Source organism: Nocardia sp. NPDC055321 (genome assembly GCF_053645575.1).
This window is the reverse complement of record NZ_JBSHMS010000012.1, coordinates 204,943-230,885: the sequence shown is the minus strand read 5'-3', so window position 1 is coordinate 230,885 and position 25,943 is coordinate 204,943. Positions and strand designations below refer to the sequence as shown.

The 25,943-nt window shown below is 70.1% G+C and carries 23 protein-coding genes and 1 riboswitch; of the genes, 7 read left to right on the top strand and 16 right to left on the bottom strand.

Annotated elements, in window-relative coordinates:
* Positions 1–58 precede the first annotated feature (58 nt).
* Positions 59–832, bottom strand: coding sequence for a GntR family transcriptional regulator (locus ACWIGI_RS21140; protein ID WP_454204119.1), 774 nt, complete (start codon positions 830–832; stop codon positions 59–61).
* A gap of 108 nt (positions 833–940) precedes the next feature.
* Here ACWIGI_RS21140 and ACWIGI_RS21135 point away from each other — a divergent pair, with 108 nt between their 5' ends.
* From ACWIGI_RS21135 to ACWIGI_RS21120, 4 genes are all read left to right on the top strand, one after another.
* Positions 941–2,389, top strand: a complete 1,449-nt coding sequence (locus tag ACWIGI_RS21135; RefSeq protein WP_454204118.1) for an ABC1 kinase family protein — start codon at positions 941–943, stop codon at positions 2,387–2,389.
* Positions 2,390–2,552: 163 nt separating this feature from the next.
* Positions 2,553–3,656: a TDT family transporter gene (locus ACWIGI_RS21130; RefSeq protein WP_454204167.1), complete on the top strand. Its 1,104-nt coding sequence runs from the start codon at positions 2,553–2,555 to the stop codon at positions 3,654–3,656.
* Between the two features lie 217 nt (positions 3,657–3,873).
* The gene (locus tag ACWIGI_RS21125; RefSeq protein ID WP_454204117.1) at positions 3,874–5,106 is read left to right on the top strand and encodes a L,D-transpeptidase; all 1,233 of its coding nucleotides are present in this window, start codon (positions 3,874–3,876) and stop codon (positions 5,104–5,106) included.
* Positions 5,107–5,211: 105 nt separating this feature from the next.
* Positions 5,212–6,225, top strand: coding sequence for an NADP-dependent oxidoreductase (locus tag ACWIGI_RS21120; protein ID WP_454204116.1), 1,014 nt, complete (start codon positions 5,212–5,214; stop codon positions 6,223–6,225).
* Positions 6,226–6,231: 6 nt separating this feature from the next.
* On the opposite strand, the gene ACWIGI_RS21115 is transcribed toward ACWIGI_RS21120, so the two are convergent.
* Positions 6,232–6,810 (bottom strand): hypothetical protein, encoded by a 579-nt coding sequence (locus ACWIGI_RS21115; RefSeq protein WP_454204115.1) that lies wholly within the window; start codon positions 6,808–6,810, stop codon positions 6,232–6,234.
* A gap of 196 nt (positions 6,811–7,006) precedes the next feature.
* Between ACWIGI_RS21115 and ACWIGI_RS21110 the strand changes: the two genes are divergently transcribed.
* Positions 7,007–8,215, top strand: a complete 1,209-nt coding sequence (locus ACWIGI_RS21110) for a PucR family transcriptional regulator (protein WP_454204114.1) — start codon at positions 7,007–7,009, stop codon at positions 8,213–8,215.
* Between the two features lie 119 nt (positions 8,216–8,334).
* Here ACWIGI_RS21110 and ACWIGI_RS21105 read toward each other — a convergent pair whose 3' ends face one another.
* The 12 genes from ACWIGI_RS21105 to ACWIGI_RS21050 all read right to left on the bottom strand — a co-directional run bounded on the left by ACWIGI_RS21105 (position 8,335) and on the right by ACWIGI_RS21050 (position 20,544).
* Positions 8,335–9,174: a hypothetical protein gene (locus ACWIGI_RS21105; RefSeq protein ID WP_454204112.1), complete on the bottom strand. Its 840-nt coding sequence runs from the start codon at positions 9,172–9,174 to the stop codon at positions 8,335–8,337.
* Positions 9,168–9,908, bottom strand: coding sequence for an HAD family hydrolase (locus tag ACWIGI_RS21100; RefSeq protein WP_454204111.1), 741 nt, complete (start codon positions 9,906–9,908; stop codon positions 9,168–9,170). The genes ACWIGI_RS21105 and ACWIGI_RS21100 overlap by 7 nt, the downstream gene beginning before the upstream one ends.
* Positions 9,905–10,624: an AfsA-related hotdog domain-containing protein gene (locus tag ACWIGI_RS21095; protein WP_454204110.1), complete on the bottom strand. Its 720-nt coding sequence runs from the start codon at positions 10,622–10,624 to the stop codon at positions 9,905–9,907. Before ACWIGI_RS21095 ends, ACWIGI_RS21100 begins: the two co-directional genes overlap by 4 nt.
* Positions 10,625–10,709: 85 nt before the next feature.
* Positions 10,710–10,823: riboswitch (SAM riboswitch) on the bottom strand.
* Between the two features lie 63 nt (positions 10,824–10,886).
* On the bottom strand, positions 10,887–12,101 hold the full coding sequence (locus ACWIGI_RS21090; RefSeq protein ID WP_454204109.1) for an MFS transporter: 1,215 nt from the start codon (positions 12,099–12,101) through the stop codon (positions 10,887–10,889).
* Positions 12,102–12,262: 161 nt separating this feature from the next.
* Positions 12,263–12,835, bottom strand: coding sequence for a hypothetical protein (locus ACWIGI_RS21085; protein WP_454204108.1), 573 nt, complete (start codon positions 12,833–12,835; stop codon positions 12,263–12,265).
* Positions 12,836–13,064: 229 nt separating this feature from the next.
* A complete protein-coding gene (locus ACWIGI_RS21080; RefSeq protein WP_454204107.1) occupies positions 13,065–14,210 on the bottom strand; it encodes an acyl-CoA dehydrogenase family protein in 1,146 nt (381 codons plus the stop codon).
* A gap of 161 nt (positions 14,211–14,371) precedes the next feature.
* A complete protein-coding gene (locus ACWIGI_RS21075; protein ID WP_454204106.1) occupies positions 14,372–15,241 on the bottom strand; it encodes a lysophospholipid acyltransferase family protein in 870 nt (289 codons plus the stop codon).
* 134 nt (positions 15,242–15,375) lie between these two features.
* Positions 15,376–16,869 (bottom strand): GTPase HflX, encoded by a 1,494-nt coding sequence (hflX, locus tag ACWIGI_RS21070; protein ID WP_454204105.1) that lies wholly within the window; start codon positions 16,867–16,869, stop codon positions 15,376–15,378.
* A gap of 234 nt (positions 16,870–17,103) precedes the next feature.
* Positions 17,104–18,021, bottom strand: a complete 918-nt coding sequence (gene dapF, locus ACWIGI_RS21065; protein WP_454204104.1) for a diaminopimelate epimerase — start codon at positions 18,019–18,021, stop codon at positions 17,104–17,106.
* Positions 18,022–18,033: 12 nt separating this feature from the next.
* A complete protein-coding gene (locus ACWIGI_RS21060) occupies positions 18,034–18,855 on the bottom strand; it encodes a TrmH family RNA methyltransferase (protein ID WP_454204103.1) in 822 nt (273 codons plus the stop codon).
* Between the two features lies 1 nt (position 18,856).
* Positions 18,857–19,789: a tRNA (adenosine(37)-N6)-dimethylallyltransferase MiaA gene (gene miaA / locus ACWIGI_RS21055; RefSeq protein WP_454204102.1), complete on the bottom strand. Its 933-nt coding sequence runs from the start codon at positions 19,787–19,789 to the stop codon at positions 18,857–18,859.
* Complete coding sequence (locus tag ACWIGI_RS21050; protein ID WP_454204101.1) at positions 19,786–20,544, bottom strand: hypothetical protein; 759 nt, start codon at positions 20,542–20,544, stop codon at positions 19,786–19,788. The genes miaA and ACWIGI_RS21050 overlap by 4 nt, the downstream gene beginning before the upstream one ends.
* 175 nt (positions 20,545–20,719) lie before the next feature.
* On the opposite strand from ACWIGI_RS21050, the gene ACWIGI_RS21045 reads away from it, so the two are divergent.
* Positions 20,720–22,144, top strand: a complete 1,425-nt coding sequence (locus tag ACWIGI_RS21045) for a DUF349 domain-containing protein (RefSeq protein WP_454204100.1) — start codon at positions 20,720–20,722, stop codon at positions 22,142–22,144.
* 354 nt (positions 22,145–22,498) lie between these two features.
* On the top strand, positions 22,499–23,281 hold the full coding sequence (locus ACWIGI_RS21040; RefSeq protein WP_454204099.1) for a phosphatase: 783 nt from the start codon (positions 22,499–22,501) through the stop codon (positions 23,279–23,281).
* Between the two features lie 9 nt (positions 23,282–23,290).
* Here ACWIGI_RS21040 and ACWIGI_RS21035 read toward each other — a convergent pair whose 3' ends face one another.
* Both ACWIGI_RS21035 and miaB read right to left on the bottom strand, forming a co-directional pair.
* A complete protein-coding gene (locus ACWIGI_RS21035; RefSeq protein ID WP_454204166.1) occupies positions 23,291–23,872 on the bottom strand; it encodes an Rv2732c family membrane protein in 582 nt (193 codons plus the stop codon).
* A 272-nt stretch (positions 23,873–24,144) separates the two neighbouring features.
* Entirely contained in the window at positions 24,145–25,671 is a 1,527-nt protein-coding gene (miaB, locus tag ACWIGI_RS21030) for a tRNA (N6-isopentenyl adenosine(37)-C2)-methylthiotransferase MiaB (protein WP_454204165.1), read from the bottom strand.
* Positions 25,672–25,943: the final 272 nt, after the last annotated feature.

Here is a 25,943-nt window from a genome sequence, read left to right as displayed (position 1 = left end):
AGACAGTAGGTCAAACGGGCTGCGGCACTGCGCTTCCCGCATCCCGGCGGGGCGGCGCTCAGGCGGTCTCCCCGCGCGCGGCCACCGCGTCCGCGCGCACCCCGGCCAGTTCGCCGAAACGGGCCACCACGTTCTCGTGGTACAGGCCGAACAAATCCTCGAACAGCGCCAGCTGCGCCTCGGTCGGCCCGGAGTCCGACTCCCACACCGCCAGTAGCGCCCGCCACACCAGCACGTGCAGATCGGGCGAGGCCGCGAAGTACGCCCGTACCGCCTCGGGCACCTCGAACAGCGTCTCCCCCACCGAGTTCAGCACCGAACGCCGCACGCCGTGGCCGAGACAGGTGAGCAGCGCGCGCACGATATCGATCTCGATACCCAGCATGGCCGCGTGATCGGGCTCGTCCGCGCGCGCCAGCGCTTCGAGTTCGTCCACGGCGGCGTGCAATTCGACCGGATCGACGCCGCCGCCCGCATCGGTGTAGTCCAGCAGCGCCTCCAGCACGATCACCCGCTCGGCGGCCACGATGTCGGCGAACATCTCCGCCGCCAGCTCGGGAGCGTGCATGGACAGCGGGAACAGGCGGCGGAACACGTCGAGCCCGCCGGCGCGGCGCACGTCGCGCACGATGAACCCGCGCCCGCGATGCGCGACGACGAAACCGTAGGACTCGAGTCGCCCGAGCACCAATTGCGCCGTGGCCCTGTTCATTCCGAATTCGTCGGCGACCTGGCGGACCGAGGGCAGCAGGTCGCCGGGCGCGTACTCGCCGGTCGCGACACGACGCGCGAGGATGTCGGCGACATCGGCGACGACCGTTCGGGCACCCATCCCGTCACCTTTCGACAACCTATCGGATACGTCCCAGACAGTTTATGCTTCCATATGCCAAACTGCACGTGCGCGGTGCGGCAGGCCGTGCACACAATGAGGTGAACAATGGCGAAGCGTCGAATCGGCAATCGTGCAGGGGGCACCGGCGGGACACCACCGGTTCGCAAGGCGGTACGCAACGCCAAAATCGCCACGCTGCCCATCGCTTTCGCGGGCAGACAGGCCGCCGGGGTCGCCCAGCGCGCCCGCGGCCGTTCGACCGCCGATATCAATCTCGACATCCAGATGCGCACCGCACAGCACATTTTCGAGGTCCTCGGCGAATTGAAGGGCTGCGCCGCCAAGCTCGGGCAACTGCTGGCGCTCTACGAATTGGCGCTGCCGCCCGAACTCGCCGAACCCTACGGCACGGCACTGTCCCAGCTGCAGGATTCCGCGCCAGCGATGATGCCCGCCGCGGTGCACGGGGTACTGGCCTCGGAACTCGGCCAGGGCTGGCGCTGGAACTTCCGCGAATTCGACGACCGGCGCGCGGCCGGGGCCTCCATCGGCCAGGTGCATCGCGCGGTGTGGCGCGACGGCCGCCCGGTCGCGGTGAAGGTCATGTATCCCGGCGCGCACCGCTCGGTCCGCGGGGACCTGGAACAGCTGCGGCGACTGTCGGTGCTGGCCACGGTGTTCGTGCCGGGCGCCGACGTGCCCGCGGTGACCGAGGCGATCTGCACCAGCGTGGTCGAGGAACTCGACTACGCGGCCGAAGCCGAGCACCAGCGGATCTTCGCCGAAACCTACGCGGACGACCCGGATTTCGTGGTGCCCCGGGTCGTCACCCAGCGCGGGGACGTCATCGTCAGCGAATGGCTGCACGGCACCCCGGTGACCCGCGTGATCGAATCCGGCGCGCCCGAGGAGCGCGATCGGGTCGGCATGCTGATCCTGCGCTTCCTGCTCTCGTCGTGGGTGCGCACCGGGCTGCTCTACTGCGATCCGCATCCGGGCAATTTCCGGGTGCTGCCGGACGGGCGGCTCGGCGTCGTCGATTTCGGGGCCTGCGTGTCCTGGCCGCACGCCGGATTCGAGGATCTGGTCAGCGAGGTCATGGACGCGGTGTTCAACGGCGATCTCGGCGACCTGGACGCCGCGCTGCGCCGGCACGGCTTCGTCGAACCGCAGCGCGACTACGACGTGCGGGCCATCGCCGAGGGCGTGGCCATGGTCACGGAACCGCTGGCGCACAGCGAGTTCCGGTTCAGCACCGCGTGGATGCGCGACCGGGTGCGCTACGTCCTGGATCCGCGGCTGACCAACGCGCACCGGCAGATGACCATTCCGGCCTACGTCACGCCGTTCGCGCGCGCCCTGCTCACCGCGCTCGGCGTGCTGTGCCAGCTCGGGACCACCGGTCCGGTGCGCGGTGAGTTCGCGCGCTGGTCACCGGAGATGGCGGCGGTGTTCGAGCGTTTCGACAGCCGCCGGGATCAGCCGACGGATCTGGGTCTGGCCCGGCACCTGCGGGCCGCGACGCCGGGCAGGCGGTTCTCGGTCGTCAGTTGACCGGCCGCCGTCATCGACCGGCCCGAAGGGCATAGAACCGTTCTATGTACCCATCGGATCGCGGCGGCTACCGGGCGATCTCGTCCGGGCCGATGCTCGATACATGACCACAGTGACCTTCCGCCGCACCGAACACGAGCCGACCGCGCGCACTCGGGCCGGAATGTCGACGCTGCACGCGGGGCGAACCCGGTCGCAGGCGCCCTCCCAGCCGCTGCGGCACCTGGCCCCCAACTGGTTCGCCGTGGTCATGGGCACCGGCATCATCGGGAATGCCGCGGCGACCCTCCCGCTGCAGTTCCCGGGCCTGCGCGCCGCGGCCACCCTGGTGTGGGCGCTGGCCGCGCTGCTGCTGCTGACCCTCGTCGGCGCGTGGGCGCTGCACTGGATCCGCTACCCCGACAGCGCCCGCCGGCACGGCGCGAATCCGGTGATGATGCAGTTCTACGGCGCACTGCCGATGGCGCTGCTCACCGTGGGCGCGGGCGCGCTCATGCTCGGCACGGACGTGATCGGGCTCGGCGCCGCACTGACCCTGGACTGGATCCTGTGGTCGGCCGGCACCGTCATCGGCCTGCTCACCGCCGCCGCCATTCCCTACCGCATGATCACCCGGCACCACTTCGACGCCGATTCGGCGTTCGGCGGCTGGCTCATGCCCGTGGTGCCGCCCATGGTCTCGGCCGCCACCGGCGCGCTGCTGATCCCCCACCTGCCCGCGGGCCAGGCCCGGCTCACGATGTTCTTCGCCTGCCTTGCGATGTTCGGGCTGAGCCTGATCGCCGCCGTCGTCATGATCACCCTGATCTGGTCGCGGCTGCTGCACCACGGGCTGCCCGCCGCCGGCATGGTCGCCACCGTCTGGCTGGTGCTGGGCCCGCTGGGACAGTCGGTCACCGCCGCGGGCATGCTCGCCGCGGCCGCGCCCACCGCGCTGCCCGATCGCGATTCGGCGGGCATGGACGTGTTCTCGCTCGTATTCGGCGTTCCCACTTGGGGATTCGCGATGCTGTGGCTGGCGCTCGCGGTCGCGGTCACCGCACACGCCCGCAAGTCGATGCCCTTCAACCTGACCTGGTGGGGCTTCACCTTCCCCCTGGGCACCTGCGTCACCGGCAGCAGCGTGCTCTTCCAGCACACCGGGGCCGACCTGTTCGCCGTGGTCGCGGTGGCGCTGTACGCGCTGCTCGTCGCGGCCTGGGCGGTCGTGGCCACCCGCACCGTGCGCGGGCTGGTGCGGGGCGAACTACCGGCGCCCGCGCAGTAGCGCGCGAGGAGAAAAGCCGGGGCATGCCGATGAGGGGGTGGCACGCCCCGGCTTCTTCCGAGCTCATCACCGAGCGGTGATGCCCGCGCCGGGGTGGTCGACCGGCGCAAGTCCTTATCTACTATCTACGTCCGTAGACAGTAGATAAAACTCCACGTCGGCACAAGCCCGGAAATCCATGGGTCATCTACTAGGCTGCCCAGTAACAAGGTGCAGGATGGGAGAGCCTATGCAACCCCGGCGTTTTCGGCCCTCCGCCGCCATCGGGTCATTCGCGGCGCTGGTACTGCTGTTCTCCGCGTGTTCCTCGGCCACCTCGAGCGAGATACCGCCGACCGCCGCGCCGCCCCCGCAGGTCATCACGATCGCGCCCGCGACCGGCGCGGAGTTCGTGAATCCGGCGCTGCCGGTCCGGGTCGGCACCACCAACGGCATCCTCGGCACGGTCACCATGACCGACGACACCGGCCGGGTTCACGACGGCGCGCTCACCCCGGACAAGACCGCCTGGACGCCGTTCGAGGCCCCGGGATACGGGCGCAGCTACACGATCTCGGCCACCGGGATCAGCGTCACCGGGCCGACCGGGCCGGTCACCTCCACGTTCACCACGCTCATCCCGGCCAACCAGACCAGGGCCCAGCTCAAGACCTCGGGCGGGGTGCTGCTGGCCGAGGGCGGGGTCTACGGCGTCGGGACGATCATCCGCGCGCACTTCGACGAGGACGTGCTGGATCGGGCCGCGGCCGAGAAGCACCTGGTCGTGACGACCGAGCCCAAGGTCGAGGGCGCGTGGCACTGGCTCGACAACCGGCTCGCGCACTGGCGGCCGCGCGACTACTACGCCCCGGGGACCAAGGTCGGCGTGTCGGCCGATCTGTACGGGGTCGAACTCGCGCCGGGACTCTTCGGTCAGGAGAACTCGCGCGTCGGGTTCACCATCGGCCCCGCGCACGTGTCCATCGCCGACGACAACACGCACATGATCGACGTCTTCGAGAACGGCAATCTGATCCGCAGCATGCCGACCTCGATGGGGATGGGCGGCTCCACCACCGTCGGCGGCAGGACGATCTCGTTCTGGACCCAGCCGGGCATCTACACCGTGATGGATCAGGCCAATCCGATCATCATGGACTCCTCTTCCTATGGGCTGCCGGTCAATTCGCGACTGGGCTACAAGGAGACGATCGGCTGGGCCACCCGGGTCAGCACCGACGGGATCTACGTGCACGCGCTCGACTCCACCATCTGGGCGCAGGGCAATACCGATGTCTCACACGGCTGTTTGAACCTCAGCACCGAGAACGCGCGCTGGTTCTACGAATTCGCGCTGCCCGGCGACGTACTCGAGGTGCGCAACACCGGCGGCGACCCGCTGGACATCTGGCAGGGCGGCGACTGGGGCGTGCCGTGGGAGCAGTGGGTGGCGGGCAGCGCGCTGCGGTAGCCCCGATCGGGTCCACTGAGCGGGACACGCGTCCCGAATAGCGGTCGGCCGCGGGCCCCGGTGTTCCACACTGGGGCTCTCGCCCATCGAAAGGTCGCGCCGCCGATGAAGAGCACCCGCATCGTCCTGGCCTCCCGCCCCACCGGCATGCCCGCCGCCGAGAACTTCCGCACCGAGACCGTCGAACTCGAGCCGCCGCGGCCCGGGCAGGCGCTGCTGCAGACGCTGTACCTGTCGCTGGATCCCTACATGCGCGGACGGATGAGCGACGCGCCCTCGTACGCCGAACCTGTCGCGGTCGGTGACGTCATGTGCGGGGCGACGGTGTCGCGGGTGATCGAATCCGCCGATCCCGCGCTGCGGCCCGGGAACTTCGTGCTGGGGTACGGCGGCTGGCAGACGCATTCGGTCGAGTACGTGCGGTACCTGCGCACCCTCGATCCAGCGGACGCGCCGCTGAGCACCGCGCTCGGGGTGCTCGGCATGCCGGGGTTCACCGCGTACTCCGGGCTGCTCACGATCGGGCAGCCGCAGCCGGGCGAGACCGTGGTGGTCGCCGCCGCCACGGGTCCGGTCGGCGCGACCGTGGGGCAGATCGCGCGGATCAAGGGCGCTCGCGCGGTCGGCATCGCGGGCGGGCCGCGCAAGGTGGCGCTGCTGCGCGAGAAGTTCGGGTTCGACGCGGCGCTGGACCACCGCGCGCCCGACTTCGCCGAGCAGTTGGCCGCCGCCACGCCGGACGGCATCGACGTCTACTTCGAGAACGTCGGCGGTGCGGTCCTGGACGCGGTGCTGCCCCGCCTCAATTCGTTCGCGCGCATCCCGGTGTGCGGGCTCGTCTCCTCCTACAACGACACCGAGCTGCCGCCGGGACCCGATCGCCTCGGGCAGCTCATGTCGCTGATCCTGCGCAAGAGCCTGACGCTGCGCGGATTCATCCAGACCGAGTTCCTGCACCAGTTCTCCGACTTCTACCCCGACGCGACCCGGTGGCTCGCCGACGGCAGCCTCACCTACCTCGAGGATGTCGTCGACGGGCTGGAGAACGCGGTCCCGGCCTTCCAGGGCCTGCTCGTCGGGCAGAACCTCGGGAAGTCGGTCATCCGGGTCGCCGACTAGATCCGGCTACTTCATCGCGGTGATGTAGGGGCGCAGGCCCAGGGCGATGTCCACGCACACCGCCACCAGGATGTCGCGTTCGGTGGCGTCGGGCGGGGTGCACAGCAGCAGCCGGGTGCCCAGGAACGGGGTGGGGCCCTCGCCGGCGCGGACGATGTTGAGGCGGGCGAACTTCTCGCCCATCCGATCCAGGACGTGCAGGCGGAACAGGGCCGGGGTCTCCGCGTCCTTCGGCGCGGGGACGAAGTGGAACAGGGTGCCGGCGGTGCCCGCCACGGCCGTGGAGGTGCTCGCCCGCGAGATGGTCGCGATCGCCGTGCCGTCGCTGCGGGTGAGCAACGTCGGGGCGCTGGTGCGGGAGCGAACCAGCAGGGTCGTCCCGTTGGAGTAGGTGATGCGGTGGGTGCCGGTGCCCGCGGTGTGGAAGCCCAGCCACGCCGCCATGCGCGCGGTACGGCCGCTGTCGCCGCGGACCGCGACGGCGAGCGGGTCGCCGGGGCCGCTGTGGAAGGTGATCTCCAGACTCCGGGAGGTGCGCGCGACCCGCCCCTCGATCATTGTCGAACCGGTTCGCGGGGCTGACATGGCACAGATGGTAGGCCGGAAGCCCTCGTCCACGAGGGTGTTTCGCGCGGGGCCCGGCGGAAACCGGTGTGGCCGGGCCGTTGTGGACCTCGGCGTGGCGCGACCGCGCGAGCGCCGGGCGCGCACCCGGGGTGCGACGGGTCGGCGCAGGTCACGGTGCGCGAGCACGGGATGACGGGCGGTACGATCATCGTCCATGAACACCCCGCCCACCCCGCCCGGCGGCTTTCTCGCCCGGGCCAGCGTCGCGCTGCTGGAGCGCCTCGACGCCTTCGTGGACCGGGTGGCCACGGAGATCGAACGCACCGTCCCGGTCTACGGACCGACCGCGGAGGTCTCGCCCGACGAGCTGCGCCGCACCACCCGGGAGAACCTGCAGGCGGTCTTCGGCTATCTCGCGGGAAACCACACCGGACCCGACACCGCCGCACCGCACGGCACCGGTCAGCGCCGCGCCGAGAGCGGGGTGCCGCTGCCCGCGATTCTGCGCGCCTTCCGCATCGGATCGGGTGTGATCTGGGATGAACTGGTGACCATGGCCGGGGCCGACCCCGAATCCAATCGGGAACTGCTCATCCGGGCCACCGATATCTGGAAGCTCGTCGACGACTACTCCCAGGCGCTCACCGCCGGATATCAGGAGACGGTGACCGAACAGCTACGCCGGGACGCGCGCGCCCAGGACGCCGCGCTGGACGCGGTGCTCGGCGGTCAGGCCGAGGGGCCGCGCCTGTGGGAGTGCGCCCGCACCCTGGGGCTCCCGGTGCAGGGCGAGTTCGTGGTGGTCATGGCCGGAACCGGCAACTCCGCCGAGGAGGCACTGCCCGGCATCGACAAGGCGCTGTCCATGCTCGGGGTGGCCTCGGCCTGGCGGCTGCGCACCGATCATCACATCGGAATCGTCACTCTCACAGCGCGATTCACCCAGGCCCGGCTGCAGACCATGCTCACCGAGCGCGCGGTGGGCCGGGTCGGGATCGGTTCCCCGTTCGGCGGGCTCGCCGACGCCGCGACCGGATTGCGCCAGGCCGAACTCGCCTGCGCCGCAACGGAACCCGGCTCGCGCGAAGTGGTTCGCTACAGCGACGCCCTCATCCCGGTACTCCTGGTGGGCTCCCCCGAGACCGCCATGACCCTCGCCGACGCGGTGCTCGGCCCGCTGCTGGCACTGCCCGACCACGACCGGGACATCCTGCTGGACACCGTCCGCGCCTGGTTCACCCACGACGGCGAGGTCTCGGCCATCGCCGCCGCGCTGTTCTGCCACCGCAACACCGTGCGCTTCCGGCTCAATCGCGTCGCCGAACTCACCGGCCGCCGCCTGACCGCACCGCACGCCGCGACCGAGATCCACCTCGCGCTCGAGGCGCATCGCCTGCTCGCGGGGAGCCCGGCCGAACGCTGAGGATCAGCGCGGCGGGAGATGCGCTGTCCGGCTCCCACACCACAGCCGGAAACCCTGCGCCGCAACGGCAACGGCCGCGCGGTCCAGGACCACGCGGCCGTTGCCATCGCGACAGGCTGTCAGGCGGTACGGAACTCCTCGAAGGTGGGCGTGGGCAGCTTCAACTGCGCGTGGATGTCCCCGCCCAGGCCGAAGTGCCCGATGGCCCCGCCGTAGTTCTGCTGGTAGCTCTGCCAGAGCACCACGACGCTGATGACGCGGTTCGCGCCCGGCGCCTCCGGATCCGGGAAGGGATTCGGCAGTGTCGCGCTGTACGAACCGGAGCCGGCGGCATCGGTGACGAAGACGTTCGGCACGCCCAGCGGACCCGGCCTGGTGGGTGCGTCCGGGTCCAGATCCCGTGCCCGCAGGGACATCACGGTGTAGAGCGAGTCGGGGATCAGGTCGGTGAACTCGAAGCGGAAGTCACCGTGGTGGCCGTCCTCGCGCACACTCACCTCGACGGTCCCGCGAGCGCGCAGCCACTGCTCGAGGGTGATCGGGGTGGTGAGCTTGCGCCCGTCCTCCGGTCGCAGGTCCGGGATCGGCGTCTCGTGGAACGCGTAGCTCGGGCGCCGGACCGATTCGGCGTCCGGTCGCTGATCCGGCGCGAACACGATCGGATAGTTGTTGGCGGGCAACGGAAGCGGCAGCGTGTAGAGCACGCTCGCCGCGTCCTCGCGGGACAGTTCCGCGTCCAGCTCGCGCACGATCGTGTACGGCGCGGCCGCGCCGAACTCGGGCACCGGGGTGTCGGCGGCCACGATCGCCCGCCCCCACCGCCTGGTCACCGAACCATCTGGCCCCGAGTCGTTGAGGAAGCCGACGACGATGAAATCGCCTGCGGCGTCCAGCACTTCGCTCGGCGGATACAGCGGACCCTGGGTGGTGGGGGTCAGCTCGTAGATCTTGTTCACCATACCGATTCCGCTTCCCGCTCGGACAGCAGGCGGCCGGGCGCACCGACCGTCGCGCTGACCCGATCACTCAGATGAATCCAGCCGTGCGTCCCGGCCCGCTCCAGCAGGACCGGATCCGCCCCGCGGAAGCCGGGGTGCGCCACGGCCGACAGGAACGGCAGATCACTGGCGTGATCGCCGTACCCGAAGGTGTTTTCGAACTCGATTCCGTGCTCGCGCAGGAACTCCGAGACCGCGTCCGCCTTGGCCGCACCGATCATCGGCCGCAGGACCTCGCCGGTCAGCAGCCCGTGATCGTCGACCACCGGGGTGGTCGCGATGAGCCGGTCCGCACCCAGCGCCGCGGCGACCGGGGCGATGGCCGCCGCGAACGATCCGGACAGCAGCACCGTGACCGCACCCGAATCCCGATGTGTCGTAAGAGCTCGCACGGCGTCGGTGTAGTACGCCGCGCCACCGGCCTCGAACTCGGCGAACCAGCGCTGCCCGGCCTCGGCCAGTTCCGCGCCCGGCACCCCGCGATAGGCGCGGTAGTAGTGCCGGTTCACCTCCTCGCGCGGCACACCCGCGGCCGCGCGCTCCTTGATCTCGCCGGAGACGCGCGCGTAGCGGCTCCCGTCGTCGCCGTGCTCGGCGAGCCAGAAGCGCAGGAAGGTGAACATGCTCTTGACGGTGATGAGGGTTTCATCGACGTCGAAGAACGCCGCCGTGCGCACCGGCGCGACGGCGCTCACGCGACCTCGTTCAGATGCGCGGCGATGGCCTTGGCGGCCTTGTGCCGTTCGATGCGGGTGATGCGCTCGTTGGGCAGCGCCGCGTACCCGATCCGGGCGTCGGCGACGTTGTTCCCGGCCTGGCGCACCTGCACCTCGATCGAGAATTCCAGCTTGCCGGGATCCTCGATCGAGATCGGGGTGAGCACCGCGTGCAGCGTGCCGGGCAGCGGGAACAGGAACGCGGTGAAGTTCAGTTCGATGCTGTTCCAGACGATGTAGAAGTGCTGCTCGGGCCAGCGCCGGCCGTACTCGAGCTCGAACGCCCCGAGGAACAGCTGGCGCACCGCCTCCACGATGACGATCCCCTGCACGTGCTCGCCGGTCTGATGATCCAGCAGCAGCTCGTTGTCACCGTGGATTCGCAGATCGGCGCTGAACTCGGTCGCCGATTCCTGAACCAGGTTGGCCAGCAACACATTCGAGTTCTGGTACTTGTGCACCTGATGCCGCGGCGCCGGTTCGGCGACCGTGTCGACCACCCGGAGCCCGGCGGGCGCGTGAATGGCCGCCACGTGCTCGATGTAGTCCAGGTCGTGCCGGGTGATCCCCTGCCCGATCCGGACGGTGAGCGGCTCGGCCGCCTCCCGCAATCCCCCGCTCCGCAGCACGGCCACCAAACCGGAGACCGTGAATGCCCGGTCGTCCTCCGCGAGACCCCGGAATCGATCTGCCACCAGTACCACCTCGCGGAGGTTCAGGGTCGCGGATTCCGGAGTCGCCGAAGAGAGTTGGGCTACAGACATTGTTTTCCTCCGAGAGCGAAGACGCTTATGGCGACGCGTTCGCCGCCATCCGGTCGTCACCCGGAGCACCCCGCCGCCACTGGAGGGTTGCCGCCCAGCAAGCCGGGGCTTGTCGCTGGAACTCATGACCGTGTTCGAAAACTTATGTGGCACTGCGTATTACCAACAATGATTCAAACCAGGCTGGTCGAAATCAATTCCGGACGGCATCGGGGACCCGGGTCGAGGCGTAGGCCAGTGCCGCGCCCGCCACCGACAGGGAGGCGATCACCAGCGCGACCGACGAATACCCGCGGTGTGCAACGAGATTCGCCAGCTGCGGCCCCAGGGAGGCGCCGAGGAACAGCGCGAAGGTGTAGAGCGCGGTGGCCGCGCCCCGTCCCGCGCCCGCCTGCGCCGCGATTGCCTGCACAGCGGCCGGCGCCGCGACCGCGATGGCCCCGACGAACACCAGCAGCCACACCGCGACCCAGATGCCCCCGAGCGGTACCGCGGTCACCGCCGCCGCGACCCCGGCGATGCCGAGCGCGCCGATCACCCGGGTCTCCGGCGCGATGACACCCAGGCGAGTGGCCAGCAGCGGAACCGCGATCATGGCGGGAATCGCACTGGCGCGCAACGCCAGTAGCGCGCCGTTGCTCGCGCCCACGCCGTCCGGCGGTGAGAGCTGGATTCCGGTGTAGATGCCGACGAACGAGCCGAGCACCGCCAGGCAACTGACGTACAGCAGCACCAGCCGGGGCCGCCGCAGCAGCGCGCCGAACGGCGCGAAAACCGTACGCGGCGTGTCGGCAACGACGGCGGCGGGCTCTCCCGCCGCCGGATTCGCGCCCAGCACGAACCACAGCAGCCCCGCCGACAGCGCGAACGCGACCGCGCCGGTGACGAAGATCGCGTGCCAGCCCCAGGCGGCGCCCACCAGCTGCGCCAGCACCTGCGCCACCACCCCGGCGGCGAGGAAGGAGCTGGTCAGGCAGGTCAGGGCGAAGATTCTGCGTTCCGGGGCAATGCGTTCGGACAGATACGCGAAGGCCGCCGGGGCGAAGAACGACGCGGTCAGGCCCTGCAGCACCCGGGCCGCCAGCCCGAGGCCGAGCCCCGGCGCGAGCGCGACGATCAGCGAGCTGACCACCGTGGCGAGCAGGCCGCCCACGATGACCGGCCGCCGGCCGAAGCGATCCGAGAGCGGCCCCGTCACCAGAAAGCCCGCGCCGTAGGCCAATCCGAAGGCCGTGGTCGTCCAGGTCACCGCGGATGTGGAGGTTTCCCAGTCCTCGGCGAGCCGATTCAGCACGGGCAGCACGACATACAGCTGCCCGACCACGAGAATGCCCACCGCGCACACGGCGCCGACGGTCCGGCCGGTGGGCGCCCACAGGGTGGGTTGGGTATCCGGCGGCGCGCTCACACGCCCACCCGCGATCGACTGAGCTCGCCGCGCGCGCGGGCGGCGGCGCGTAGCAGGGTGATCATTGAATCCCTTTCGTAGACAACGGAGTCCACGTCTATCAAGGGACGCTCCCCCGCCACGAGAGTTACGTGCGAGGTGATCGCAAGCCGGTGCGGGGGTCAGGTGAGGATGAAACTCAACAGCTGTGCGTCGCGGCCGTCACGCCAGTAGGAGTAGCCGAACCACACGCCCGGGGTGACCTCGCGGATCTCGTCCCACAGCTGCGGGGTGGGCGAGGGGCGATAGTTCAGGACCCAGGTCGGCCCGCCGTCCACGACCGAGGGGCCGCGGTACACGTCGGCCTGGTAGACCTCGACACCCGCGCCGGTGACGCGGTTGAGCAGGTAGCCGCCGTCGGGTCCGGTGAAGAAGGTCTTGCCGATCCACAGCGCCGGCGACCACACCTGCATGTCGGCCGGTTCGGCGACCCACCCGTTCTTGACGCCCATGGGCACCGCGCCCTGCGGTGCGTCGCGGTACAGCGCCTCGAGCTGACCCGGGCCGCATCTGAATCTCAAGGAATCGATGGTCGCCGCGCGGTCGCCGTCGTAGAGCACGCACCCGCCGCCGTAGTCGGCGTCGGCGTGCGCGGAGGGCGCGATCGCCGGGGCAAGCGCGATGGCGGCTCCGAAACCGGCGGCAGCCATGCCGACGGCCAGTGCGTTCCTGAGAATCTCTCGGGTTGTTCGCATTGCGTGTCTCCATCGGGTAGGACCCGACCCCACACGCCATGCTAATTCGCTATCAGTTAGCTGCTCAGTACTGTCGCCTAAATGAGACCACTCGGTCTGTAGAGATTCCGGCCCGGGAGAAGTGGCCCGGACCTGCGCCGGCGCACCTCCCCGCCCGGCCGCTCCCCCCGTCGACGCCACGCGGGGCCGCGCGGGAAACACCCGCGCGGCCCCGCGACATCGACCGGGATCAGGTCAGTTTCAGACCGCGGCCGATGATCTCCTTCATGATCTCGGTGGTGCCGCCGTAGATCGTCTGCACGCGGGCGTCCATGTAGGCCTTGGCGATCGGGTACTCGCGCATGTAGCCGTAGCCGCCGTGCAGCTGCAGGCACTTCGTGATCAGGTCGAGCTGTTCCTCGGTGCTCCAGTACTTGGCCATGGCGGCTTCCTCGACCGTCAGCTTCCCGGCGTTCAGGAGCTCGATGCAGCGGTCGACGAAGACGCGGACGGCGGTCGTCTTGGTGGCCAGCTCGGCCAGCACGAAACGGGTGTTCTGCTGTGCGCCGATCGGCTTGCCGAACGCCTTGCGGTCGCGGACGTACTGGATGGTGCCCTGCAGCGAACCCTCCATGGCGGCGGCGGCCATCACGGCGATGGACAGGCGCTCCTGGGGCAGGTTCTGCATGAGGTGCACGAAACCCTGGCCCTCGGTGCCGAGCAGGTTCTTGCCGGGCACCCGCACGTCCTGGAAGGAGAGCTCGGCGGTGTCCTGGGCCTTGAGGCCGATCTTGTCGAGGTTGCGGCCGCGCTCGAATCCGGGCATGCCGCGCTCGACGACCAGCAGCGAGAAGCCCATGGCGCCCTTGGCCGGATCGGTCTGCGCGACCACGATCACGATGTCGGCGTTGATGCCGTTGGTGATGAAGGTCTTGGACCCGTTCAGGATCCAATCGTCGCCGTCCTTGACCGCGCGGGTCTTGATGCCCTGCAGGTCCGAGCCGGTGCCGGGTTCGGTCATGGCGATGGCGGTGATGATCTCGCCGGTGCAGAAGCCGGGCAGCCAGCGCGCCTTCTGCTCGTCGTTCGCCAGTTCCAGCAGGTACGGCGCGATGACGTCGTTGTGCAGGCCGAAGCCCAGGCCGGAGTACTGACCGTAGGTCGCCTCCTCGGTGACCACCGCGTTGTAGCGGAAGTCCTTCACCCCGCCGCCGCCGAACTCCTCCGGCACCGCCATACCGAGGAAGCCCTGCTTGCCCGCCTCCAGCCAGACCGCCCGATCGACGACGCCGTCGTGTTCCCACTGCTCGTGGTTCGGCGCGACATGCTGATCGAGAAACTTTCGGAACGACTCCCGGAACAGCTCGTGCTCCGGTTCGAAAATAGTGCGTTCCACGCCAACCTCCTGAGTGCCACAGCGGCCCATCGCCGATGTGGTCCACGGTACTCGAAAACGGAATGGCTGTTAACTTCGAGTCTCCGGAAAGAGGTTCGAACTGCGACTCCTAACCGAAGAGCCGCAGTCCACAGTGCGGGAACCTGGGTAAACCTAGGGTCTCAGAGACCCACGGCGGACAGGGTCCGCCCGAGCAGGCTGCGGCCGCGATCGCGATCCCGCTCGCCGAGCAGGAACCCCAGTTCCTCCTCCACCGCCTTGGCCACGACCACCTGCAGTTCCGCGGCCGCGGCGGCGACGTCGGCGGTATCGCGCCAGGGCGCGGTGTCGATCGGGGTGCCCAGGGCGAAGTAGAAACGCTCCGGCTTGGGAATGATGGTCGGGCCCAGGCCCCGGATCAGCGGCGGCGTCAGACTGCCGCGCAACCCCAGCGCCCGCACCAGGCCGCGCACCGGGCGCATGACCGCGTCGTCACCGTCGAAGACGATGTCGAAGATGTCGTCACCGCCGATCATGGCGATCGGGACGATGGGCGCGCCGGTCTCGATGGCCATCTGCGCGAAGCCGGTCCGGCCCTCCCACAGCAGCTTGTACTTCTGGCCCTTGCCCCGCATGGCTTCGCGGCCGCCGCCGGGGAAGACCGCCACGGCCTCGCCCTCGCGCAGCAGCGCGGTGCAGTTGTGCCGATTGCCCCGCACGATCCCCAGGTGGTGCAGCGCGTCGCGCAGCACGGGCACATCGATCAGCACGTTCTCGGCCAGGCCCCGCACCAGCCGGTTGTGCTTCACCAGAATCTCGTGCGCCAGCAGCGGCGCGTCGGTGCCACCCGCGAGGGTGTGATTGCCGACCAGGAGCACCGGGCCCTCGGTCGGGAAGTTCTCCAGCCCGTAGAACCGCGGACTGAACCAGGCGCGCGAGGGCGCGACCAGAACATCGATCAACCGGCGATCCCCATCGGTCAACTCGACATGCAACGGCGCACCGTCGGTCAGCCGATCGGTCACGGCCGAATCGGCGTCATTTCGAGACAAGACATCCCTCCCTGCAGAGATATTCGATAGCCGCATGCTAACGAAATCCCGTGCGGGGCACCGTGTGTGGGGTCACACCCGGAGACGGCGCCGCGGTGATGGCAACACCGCGGCGCCGGATGCCGAATCGGACGTCAGTCCGCGGACTCGTCCGAATCACTGGATTCGGTTCCCGCGTAAGCGAACTCGGCGAGCACCCCCGCGAGGGACTGCGGCACCCGGGCCCGCAGGCGCGTGCCGGACTCCTCGTGCTCGGTGCTCAGGATGCGGCCGTCCGCGTGAATACGGGCCAGCAGATCACCGCGGGTGTAGGGCAGCAGCACGCTGACCTCCACGTCGAGGTTCAGCGCCGTCGCCAATCGCTCGCGCAGCTCGTCGATGCCCTGGCCGGTGTGCGCGGAGACGAACGACGCCTCCGGCAGCCAGCCGCGCAGCTGGGTGAGCTCCATCGGATCGAGCGCGTCGATCTTGTTGACCACCAGCATCTCCGGCGGGGCCGGGGTGCCGGTCTCGCGCAGGACGTCGGTGATGACCTCGCGCACGGCCTTGATCTGCATGTCGGGCAGCGGATCGGACCCGTCGACCACGTGCAGCAGCAGGTCCGCGCCGGTGACCTCCTCGAGGGTGGACCGGAAGGCTTCGACGAGCTGGGTCGGCAGGTGCCGGACGAATCCGACGGTGTCGGTGAACACGACCTCGCGACCGTCCTCCAGCGCCGCCTTGCGCGTCGTCGGGTCGAGGGTCGCGAAGAGCGCGTCCTGCACCAGCAGCCCGGCGCCGGTCAGCGAATTCATCAGGCTCGACTTGCCGGCGTTGGTGTAGCCGACGATCGCGACCTGCGGAATGCCGCTGGCGGTGCGCTTGGCGCGCTTGGTGTCGCGCGCGGTCTTCATCTCGCGGATCTCACGGCGCAGTTTGGCCATGCGCTCGCGGATGCGCCGGCGGTCGGTCTCGATCTTCGTCTCACCCGGACCGCGCGTACCCACGCCGCCGTTCGCGCCGCCCGCGCGGCCACCGGCCTGCCGGGACATGGACTCACCCCAGCCGCGCAGGCGCGGCAGCATGTATTCCATCTGAGCCAGGGAGACCTGGGCCTTGCCCTCCCGCGAGGTCGCGTGCTGGGCGAAGATGTCCAGGATCAGCGCGGTGCGGTCGATGACCTTGACCTTGACGACCTTCTCCAGCGCGGTCAGCTGCGCCGGGGAGAGTTCGCCGTCACAGATGACGGTGTCGGCGCCCACCTCGAGCACCATTTCGCGCAGCTCGTCGGTCTTGCCCGAACCGATGTAGGTGGCCTTGTCCGGCTTGTCGCGCCGCTGGATCAGCGAGTCGAGCACTTCGGAACCGGCGGTCTCGGCGAGCGCGGCCAGCTCGGCCATTCTCGACTCGACCTGGGCGGGGGTGCCCTCGGTCCAGACACCGACCAGCACGACGCGCTCGAGACGCAGCTGCCGGTACTCGACCTCGGTGACATCCTCGAGTTCGGTGGAGAGCCCGGCGGTGCGGCGCAGTGCGGCGCGCTCCTCGAGCTGCAACTCACCGACGGTCGGCGACGCGGACCAACCGGTCTCGGCGTCGTCGGTGTGCTCCTCAGCGGGAGTGAACTCGTACGTTTCTTGTTTACTCATACGCCTCCATGGTCCCACGGACCAACCGAATGACGCATTCGGTTATTTCACCGCGATTCGCGGGAGGTTCCGTGGGGGCTTCGCCCCCACACCCCCTGGAGAAGAGACCGGGGGCCGAGCCCCCGGACCCCCGGCGGGACATCGAGCACAGCCGAACACGCGGGCGGCCGAGCCCTGTCCCCGAAGGGTCGAAGCCCAGCCGACCGGGCAGTCGACGGGCGCGTGTGCGTGGGGTCAGGCGTCCTGCCACCATTTGGCGGCGAGGGTGCCGGTCGCAAGGAGGACCGAGGGGCCGCGGAGCCAGGCGGCGCCGGACTCGACGCCCACGGTCACCGTGCCGCCGGGGATGTGGACCTGGATGTGGCCGGTGTCGGTGGCGAGGTCGAAGCCCTCGGCGGCCAGGGCGGCCGCGGCGGCGGCCACGGTTCCGGTTCCGCAGGAACGGGTTTCGCCCACGCCGCGTTCGTAGACGCGCATGTGGACGCCGCGCTGACCGTCGGAGGCGACGGCCAGAGGGGTCAGGAGCTCGACGTTGACGCCGTGCGGGAAGAAGGTGCGGTCGAAGGCGGGTGCGCGGGTCAGGTCCAGCTCGGACAGCAGCAGCGGGGTCAGGGCGGGATCGACGCAGGCGAGGTGCGGGTTGCCGACGTCGATGCCGAGGCCGGTGAACTCGCGGCCGTCGACGGTCGCGGTCGAGGCGCCGAGGACGCCGACCCGGCCCATGGCGACGGTGACCTCACCGTGCACGGGGTCGGCGTGGTGCACGACCACCGGGCGGGCGCCCGCGCGGCTGCCGACCACGAACTCGGTGCGCGCTTCCAGGCCGGTGGCCACCAGGTAGTGGGCGAACACGCGCACGCCGTTGCCGCACATCTCGGCGATGGAGCCGTCGGCGTTGCGGTAGTCCATGAACCAGTCGTCGGCGCTCACGCCCTCGGGCAGGGTTGGGAGAGCGCCGGTTTCGATGAGCGCGCCCGCGCGGGCCACACGCAGCACGCCGTCCGCGCCGAGGCCGCGCTGGCGGTCGCACAGCGCCCGCACCCGGGACTCGGTCAACTCCAGCCAGGCATCGGGGTCCGGCAGCACCACGAAATCGTTCTGGGTGCCGTGCCCTTTGCTGAATGCGATATCAGCCGCGTTCTCGTTCGCCATAGTCCTCACCACTCACCGCACCGCCCGGCGCTGCCGGGAAATTTCGTACAGGGCCACCGCCGCCGCCGACGGCGCACCGAGGGTGCCGTCGGTCGGAATGCACACCAGCTCGTCGCACACCTGCGACCAGGAGGTATCGAGCGCCTCCCGCTCGTCACCGAGAACCAGGATGGTTCCCCCGTCGAACTCGAAGTCGTCGAGGGCTATTCCACCGCGATCGTCACTGCCGACGATACGGGTCTCGATACCCCGCTCCGCCTGCCGGTCGGCGAACACCGCCACCTGGCTCGGTCCCGAGGCGCGCAGCACCGGGATCGCGAAGAGCGCGCCGTCGGAGACGCGCACGGTCTGGGGGTCGTACTGGTCGGCGCCGGTGCCGGTGATGATCACCCCGCCCGCGCCGAAGGCCACCGCCGAGCGGATGACGGCGCCCAGTCGCGCGGGCGCGGTCGGACGGTCGATCACGACCACGGTCGGCGGCTCCTGCGGGCTGCCCGGCGCGAAGTCCTCCAGCTCCATGCGCCGGGTGGCCGCCACCGCCACCACCTCAGGAATCCCCTCGGTCGGCTCGGCCAGCTCGGCCATCACCTCGGGTACCAGCCCCACGCTCGGCACCCCGCTGGTCTCGAGCACCTGCCGGGCCCACTCCGAGAGCTCGGTCGAGCCCAGCCGGTAGACGAGAGTCTCCAGGGGCCAACGGTATTCGAGCGCGCGGGTGATGGGCCGGCGGCCGTGCACCAGGAATCGATTGTCACGCAGTCTGCTGGCCCGGTTGTTCAAGTAGGCCTGCCACACCTGGACCGAGGCGTTGCGGGCGTTCGCGCGGCGCGTCAAATTACCGGACTTCCTGTTCATCCCTCGTCGTAGCGGAGTGAATGCGGGCCAGCGCCGTACCCAGCAGCTCCGGATCGGCGCCGTCCACCCATCGCACCCGCTTGTCGCGGCGGAACCACGACCGCTGCCGTCGGACATAGCGCCGGGTACCGATGAAGGTGCGCTCCTGTGCTTCGTTCAGGTCGTATTCGTTGTCCAGGTAGTCCAGGACTTGTGCGTAACCGATTGCGCGCCGGGCGGTCTGCCCTTCGCGCAGGCCCTGACCGATGAGGGTGCGCACCTCCTCCACCAAGCCGGAGGTGAACATACCCGCCGTGCGCAGTTCGATGCGCGCGTCGAGCGCCGTGGTGTCGCGATCCACGCCGAGAATGACCGTGCCCCAGCGGGGTTCGCCGATCTGCGGCGCGGAGGCGGCGAACGGGCGGCCGGTGATCTCGACCACCTCGAGCGCGCGCACCATGCGGCGGCCGTCGGTGGGCAGGATCGTGGCGGCGGCCACCGGATCGGCCGCGCGCAGCGCCTCGTGCACGACCACGACGCCGCGTTCGGCCAGCAGCGCTTCCCATTTCGCGCGGATCTCGGGGTCGGTGGCCGGGAAATCCCAGTCGTCGAGCAGCGCCTGCACGTACATCATGGAGCCGCCCACGATGACCGGGGTGCGACCGCGGGCCAGGATGGCCTCGACGTCGGCGCGGGCCGCGCTCTGATACGCCGCGACGGTGGCGGTTTCGGTGACGTCCAGCACGTCCAGCTGATGGTGCGGGATGCCGCGGCGCTCGGCGAGCGTCAGTTTCGCGGTGCCGACGTCCATGCCGCGATAGAGCTGCATGGCGTCGATGTTCACGATCTCGCCGTCGAAGTGTTCGGCCAGATCCAGTGCGAGATCGGACTTTCCGGTGGCGGTGGGCCCGACCACCGCGATGGGCGGCCTCACGCGGCGCCTTCCGGATGCCAGACGCTCACGTGGTAGCCCACCCCGAACGGCGCTGCGCTGTACAGGGTTTCGACCTTGGGGTCGGCGGCCTCGGGCTGGAAGAGCCCGGCCAGTATCTGGTACGCGGCGCGGCCGCCGATGTGCAGTTCGGCGCAGAGACCGGGATCGAGTTCGGCCAGCGCGCGCCTGTCCCCCGCGCTCAGGGCGCGATCGATCTCGGCCTGCACGTCCGCGGCGCGTTCGTCGAAGTAACCGGGCGAGGCGGTGGTCAGGGTTGCCGCGCCGTCGCCGACCACGAGGACGCCGTAGCGCGCGGGACCGGCGTCCAGCGAGCCGCGCAGGCACGAGCCGAAGGCCACGCACTCGGCGGCCGGGGTGTCGGCCGCGACCAGGCGCGCCTGGGCCACCGCGTGCGGGGCCACCTGCTCGCGCAGCCACGCGCCGATCAGCGCGGGCAGCGGCAGCGTCGGGTCGGCGATCGCGGAATTGTCGTCAAGGGGGGTCTCGGTGAAACCGGCGCGCACATCCACGCCGTATCCCCGGAACGTGCCCACCGTCTCCGGCCCCAGGACTCGATCGGCGTCGGCCGCGCCGACCACGATCCACTGGTCGGCGGCCTCGGCGAGTTCGGTCGCCGCCCGGCGCACCGCCGCACGCAGCGCGGCTACCTCGCCCTCAGCCGCGGTACCCGCCGCGCCCCCGAGCCGGGGCACCAGCACGGGCGGGGAAGGAACCAGCGACGCAACACAGAACACGCCGTCAACCGTAGCGCTACCGTGCCTCACCAGCCCCACCCCGCCCGGGTCGCCGCGCCACGGAGGTGGGCTCAAAGACAGCATTTCCCACCTCAGCCTGGTTGAATGGGATCTGCTAGGCAGATGAGCTAGGGCGTAACCAGGCAGCCGTGACGCGCGGCAGGGACGAGGAGCGATGACCGAGAACAGCGGAAACGAGAAGGCTACCCACCCGGAGTCGACCGCGACGCCCGTGTCCGGCGCCGCCGCGCGACCGTCACCGGCCGCTGCCGCCGGACCCCGTCCCGGGCCCGTGCCGCACAAACCGGAAGCCCCCAAACCTCACGCCGTCAAGCCCGCTCCCGGCCCGGCCACCCCGCACCCGCATCCCGTGGTCGTACCCGCCTCGAGCGACCCCAGCCAGTGGGGACGCGTCGACGAGGACGGCACCGCGTGGGTCAAGACCACCGAGGGCGAACGCGTCATCGGCTCCTGGCAGGCCGGCGACGCCACCGAGGGGCTGGCCCACTTCGGCCGCCGCTTCGACGATCTGGCCACCGAGGTCGCCCTGCTGGAGGCGCGCCTGGCCGCCGGCACCGACGCACGCAAGACCAAGGCGGCCGCCACCGCGCTTGCCGAAACGTTGCCGACCGCCGCGGTCATCGGCGATATCGACGGGCTGACGGTGCGCCTGCGGGCCATCATCGAGCACTCGGACGAGGCCGCCGCGCACGCCAAAGAGGAGAAGGAACGCTCGCGGCACGAGCAAACCGAGCGCAAAGAGGCGCTGGCCGCCGAGGCCGAGCAGATCGCCGCCGACTCCACCCAGTGGAAGGTGGCCGGCGACCGGCTGCGCGAGATCCTCGACGAGTGGAAGACCATCCGCGGCGTCGACCGCAAGGTCGACGACGCGCTGTGGCGGCGGTTCTCCAAGGCGCGTGAGGCGTTCAACCGGCGCCGTGGCGCGCACTTCGCCGAGCTCGATCGCGAACGCGCCTCGGCCAAGTCGCACAAGGAAGAGCTGTGCGTGCGGGCCGAGGAGCTCTCCGGCTCCACCGACTGGGCGGGCACCGCGGCGATCTTCCGCGATCTGCTGGCCGAGTGGAAGGGTTCGGGTCGCGCGCCCCGCGAAGCGGACGAGCAGCTGTGGAAGCGGTTCAAGGCCGCGCAGGACGTGTTCTTCGCGGCCCGCAACTCCGCCGCCTCCGAGCGCGACGCCGAGTTCGAGCAGAACGCGACGGCCAAGGAAGAGCTGCTGCTGCACTACGAGAACCTCAACCCGGAAACGGGTCTCGACGCCGCCCGCGCGGCGCTGCGTGAGCTGCAGGAGAAGTGGGACGCGATCGGCAAGGTCCCGCGCGAGCGCATCCACGACCTCGAGGCCCGTCTGCGCGCGGTCGAGAAGCGCGTGCGCGACGCCGTGGACGCCCAGTGGCGGCGCAGCGATCCCGAGGCGATGGCCCGCGCGGCCCAGTTCCGCGAGCGCGTGGCCCAGTTCGAAGAGCAGGCCGCCAAGGCCCAGGCCGCGGGCAAGACCAGGGACGCCGAGAAGGCCCTGGAGCAGGCCAAGCAGTGGCGTGAATGGGCCGAGGCCGCCGAAGGCGCGGTCAGCCAGCGCTGATCCCGCCCCGAGGTAGCAACCGCGCCCGCCGACCTTGTGGTCGGCGGGCGCTGTCGTGCAGGGGCGCTGTCGTGCCCGAGCGGAGTCGTGAGCATGGCGTCCCACTCGATCGCGTGGTGTCCGTTGCCGTCTCGCCGGGCGGAATAATGGGCTGTCGCATGCCTCCGACCGCGCACGCTCACCGGCGCGGCGTGCGCACCAGGAACTCGCGTCTCGAAGTCGTTGTCCCGGAACGGGGTTTGTCGGGCAGCCGGTGGGTGTGGGGCAGCGGGCCGGGGTCCGTGCGTCAATCATGTTGGGCTCCAGGGGAAATAGGGGCACGGTGGCGGGTCGGGCGGGGTTACGCTCGGAAGTATGGCTCCGACACGGGACGAACTGATCACCCATCTGCTGAAAACCGGTATGGCGGGGTCGGTGGCCACGCCCCGGGAGAACAACCTCGAGCACTACCGCATGATGGCGGAGGGGGACACGTACTTTCAGTTCGGGATGGACTTCGGCGGGCGGTGGGACGCGGACGCCGTGCTGGGGGTGATGGTGCGCCGGGCCGGGGTCAACCCGCGGCTGAACTTCCGGCGCGGGGTGGACACCATCGACCCCGAACTGACCGCCGACGCGCTGGAGCGGTATGCGGTCCGGTTCCGCCGGGCGCTGCGCGACCGGGAGCGGGTGCTGTTCGCGACGGGCCATCCGCGCACGCTGCGGCGCATGTATCAGCGGCTGGCGCGGGAGTTGAGCGCGGCGGGCGGCACGGTGCTGGAATTCGGTGCGGGCGCGCGCTTCCAGGGCGATACGAAATGGGCGGTGCAGGAACAGGAAGTCCGATTCGACCTGGGTGTGGCGACCGTGGCGGTGGCCGGCAACTCGGTGCATTCACATACCGCCCAGGCCGCGCGGGTGGTCCTCGAGGAGATGGCCGCGGCCGGGGCCCCGCCGCCGGATCTGGTGGTCGCCGACCACGGTTGGTGCGGCGGCGCGGCTTTCGCGGGGATAGACGCGATCGGCTTCGCGGACTGCAACGACCCCGCCCTGTTCGTCGGCGAGGAAGAGGGCACGGTCCTGGTCGCGGTTCCCCTCGACGACGGCATCGACGAGGAGCAGTACGACCTGCTCGCCGAGTTCGTCCTGGGTTCCTGACCCTACCGCTCAGTCCTCGCCGAAGAGGCGGCGGCGATCGCGCTGCTCGGCCTCGGCGGCGGCCAGGCGGCGCTGCTCCTCGGCCTCGAGGTGCAGGGCGGTCCGGCTCCACACCACGCGAATCCAGTGGAAGGTCAGGACCATCACCGCGATCGTGGCCAGGATCAGGCCGAAGCCGGGGCCCGCGCCCTGGTAGTTGCCGAGGCCGGGGGTGTTCCGGTGCCAGATCGAGAAGACGCCGAACACGCTGGCGATGGCCGAGCCGGCGACCGCGATCCACGCCAGCACCCAGCGGCGGGTCATGAGCGCCAGCAGCGAGAAGCCGATGCCGAACACGACCACGAACCATTCGAAGATCCGCGAGGGCAGCCCGATGTGCTCGGCCTGGGCGGCCGCGTCGTAGAGCAGTACGTCGAAGCCGCGAGCGCCGCCGGCGTGCGGGAGCACCAGCGAGATCAGCAGGGCGAACACCGCGATCGCGACCACCATGGCGCGCACGCCCGGGTCGATCTCCCCGGCGATCCTGCGCTCGACGGCTTCCAGATCCGCGCGGAACTGTTCGAAGTCCTGACTGTCCTTCGCCGACTTCATGGTCTCCTCGTTCGCCTCGGGCGCGCACTCGGGCGCCGAATCGGATTGTGCGGCTCGATCTTCCGTACGCCCGCTCGCCGCGTCCCGGTTCTCGACACGGTCCGGTTCGGCATCTTCGGGGCCGGTGGGCTTGTGCTCGCTCATGGGGTGTGGTCCTGAGTCATGCGGGAGTGGTGTCGACCCACATCATGCCCGGCCGCCGATTCGATCTACTACGGGGTGTCGGAATCAGTCGGCGCGCGTCGTCCCGGAATCCGCCGTCACCGGCCGAATCAGTCGCCGCAGGCCGAGCCGCACCCGGCCGCCGCCGTCTCCACGACCACGGGCGCGCCGATGCGCGGCAGGCCCAGTCCGACGCCGATGGGCGCGGTCTTGGGGGTGACGCCGCGCTCGTGGGCGTCGCCCGCGGCGGTGCGGCGATGGCTGAAGACCGCGCTGTCGGCGATGAGGTGATGCGGGGCCGCTTCGGTCACATCCACGGTGACGATGTCGCCGGGACGGATCTCCGAGCCCGCGGGCAGGTCGGCGGGCGGCCGGAAATGCACCAGGCGGCCGTCGCGGGCCCGCCCGCTCATGCGCGCGGTGGCGGCGTTCTTCTTGCCCGCGCCCTCGGCGACCAGCAGCTCGACCCGGGTGCCGATGAGCGCCTGATTGCCTTCCAGGGACATCTGTTCCTGCAGCGCGATGAGCCGCATGTAGCGCTCCTGCACCACTTCCTTGGGCAGCTGATCGGGCATGTCCGCGGCCGGTGTGCCCGGGCGGATCGAGTACTGGAAGGTGTAGGCGCTGGTGAACCGCGCCGCGCGCACCACGTCCAGGGTGGCCTGGAAATCCTCCTCGGTCTCGCCCGGGAAGCCGACGATGATGTCGGTGGTGATGGCCGCGTGCGGCATGACCGCGCGCACCTTCTCGATGATGCCCAGGAACTTCTTGCTGCGGTAGGACCGCTTCATGGCCTTGAGGACCCGGTCGGACCCGGACTGCAGCGGCATGTGCAGCTGCGGGCACACGTTCGGCGTCTCGGCCATGGCCTCGATGACGTCGTCGGTGAACTCCGCCGGATGCGGGGAGGTGAAGCGCACGCGCTCGAGCCCCTCGATGTTCCCGCAGGCGCGCAGCAGTTTGGCGAACGCGCCGCGGTCGCGCTCCTCGGTGGGATCGGCGAAGGAGACGCCGTAGGCGTTCACGTTCTGGCCGAGCAGGGTCACCTCGAGCACGCCCTGATCGACCAGGGCCTGCACCTCGGCCAGCACGTCGCCGGGACGGCGGTCGACTTCCTTGCCGCGCAGCGCGGGCACGATGCAGAACGTGCAGGTGTTGTTGCAGCCCACCGAGATCGACACCCACCCGGCGTAGGCCGACTCCCGCTTGGCGGGCAGCGTGGACGGGAACGCCTCGAGCGATTCGATGATCTCGACCTGCGCCTGCTCGTTGTGGCGGGCGCGCTCGAGCAGCACCGGCAGCGAGCCGATGTTGTGGGTGCCGAACACCACGTCCACCCACGGCGCCTTCTTGACCACGGTGTCGCGGTCCTTCTGCGCCAGGCAGCCGCCGACGGCGATCTGCATGCCGGGGCGCTCGGCCTTGATCGGCGCGAGGTGCCCGAGCGTGCCGTACAGCTTGTTGTCGGCGTTCTCGCGCACCGCGCAGGTGTTGAAGACCACCAGGTCGGCGGTGGCGCCCGGGACGGCGCGGCGGTAGCCGGCGTCCTCGAGCAGACCCGAGAGGCGTTCGGAGTCATGCACGTTCATCTGGCACCCGTAGGTGCGGACCTCATAGGTCCGCGTGGCCGTACCCAGCTCCGCGTCCGCGCCGAGCCCGTCAACCACGCCAAGTGCCGAAACCTGCCCCAACGAATTCACCCAACCAGGGTAATGGCTGTGCGGATCGGCTCATCCACCCCGTCCACCGACGGTGACCTGGCTCTCCCCGGTCACACGAGCGTCAACCCGCGGTTACGCGGGGATGTCGAGTCCAGGCACAGTGTCCTTTGCCAGAGCAAAGACGAGCATTTCGGGCATGATCCCTCTAAGGTCACTGGTCATGACCGACGCGCCTGTATCCGTCACGA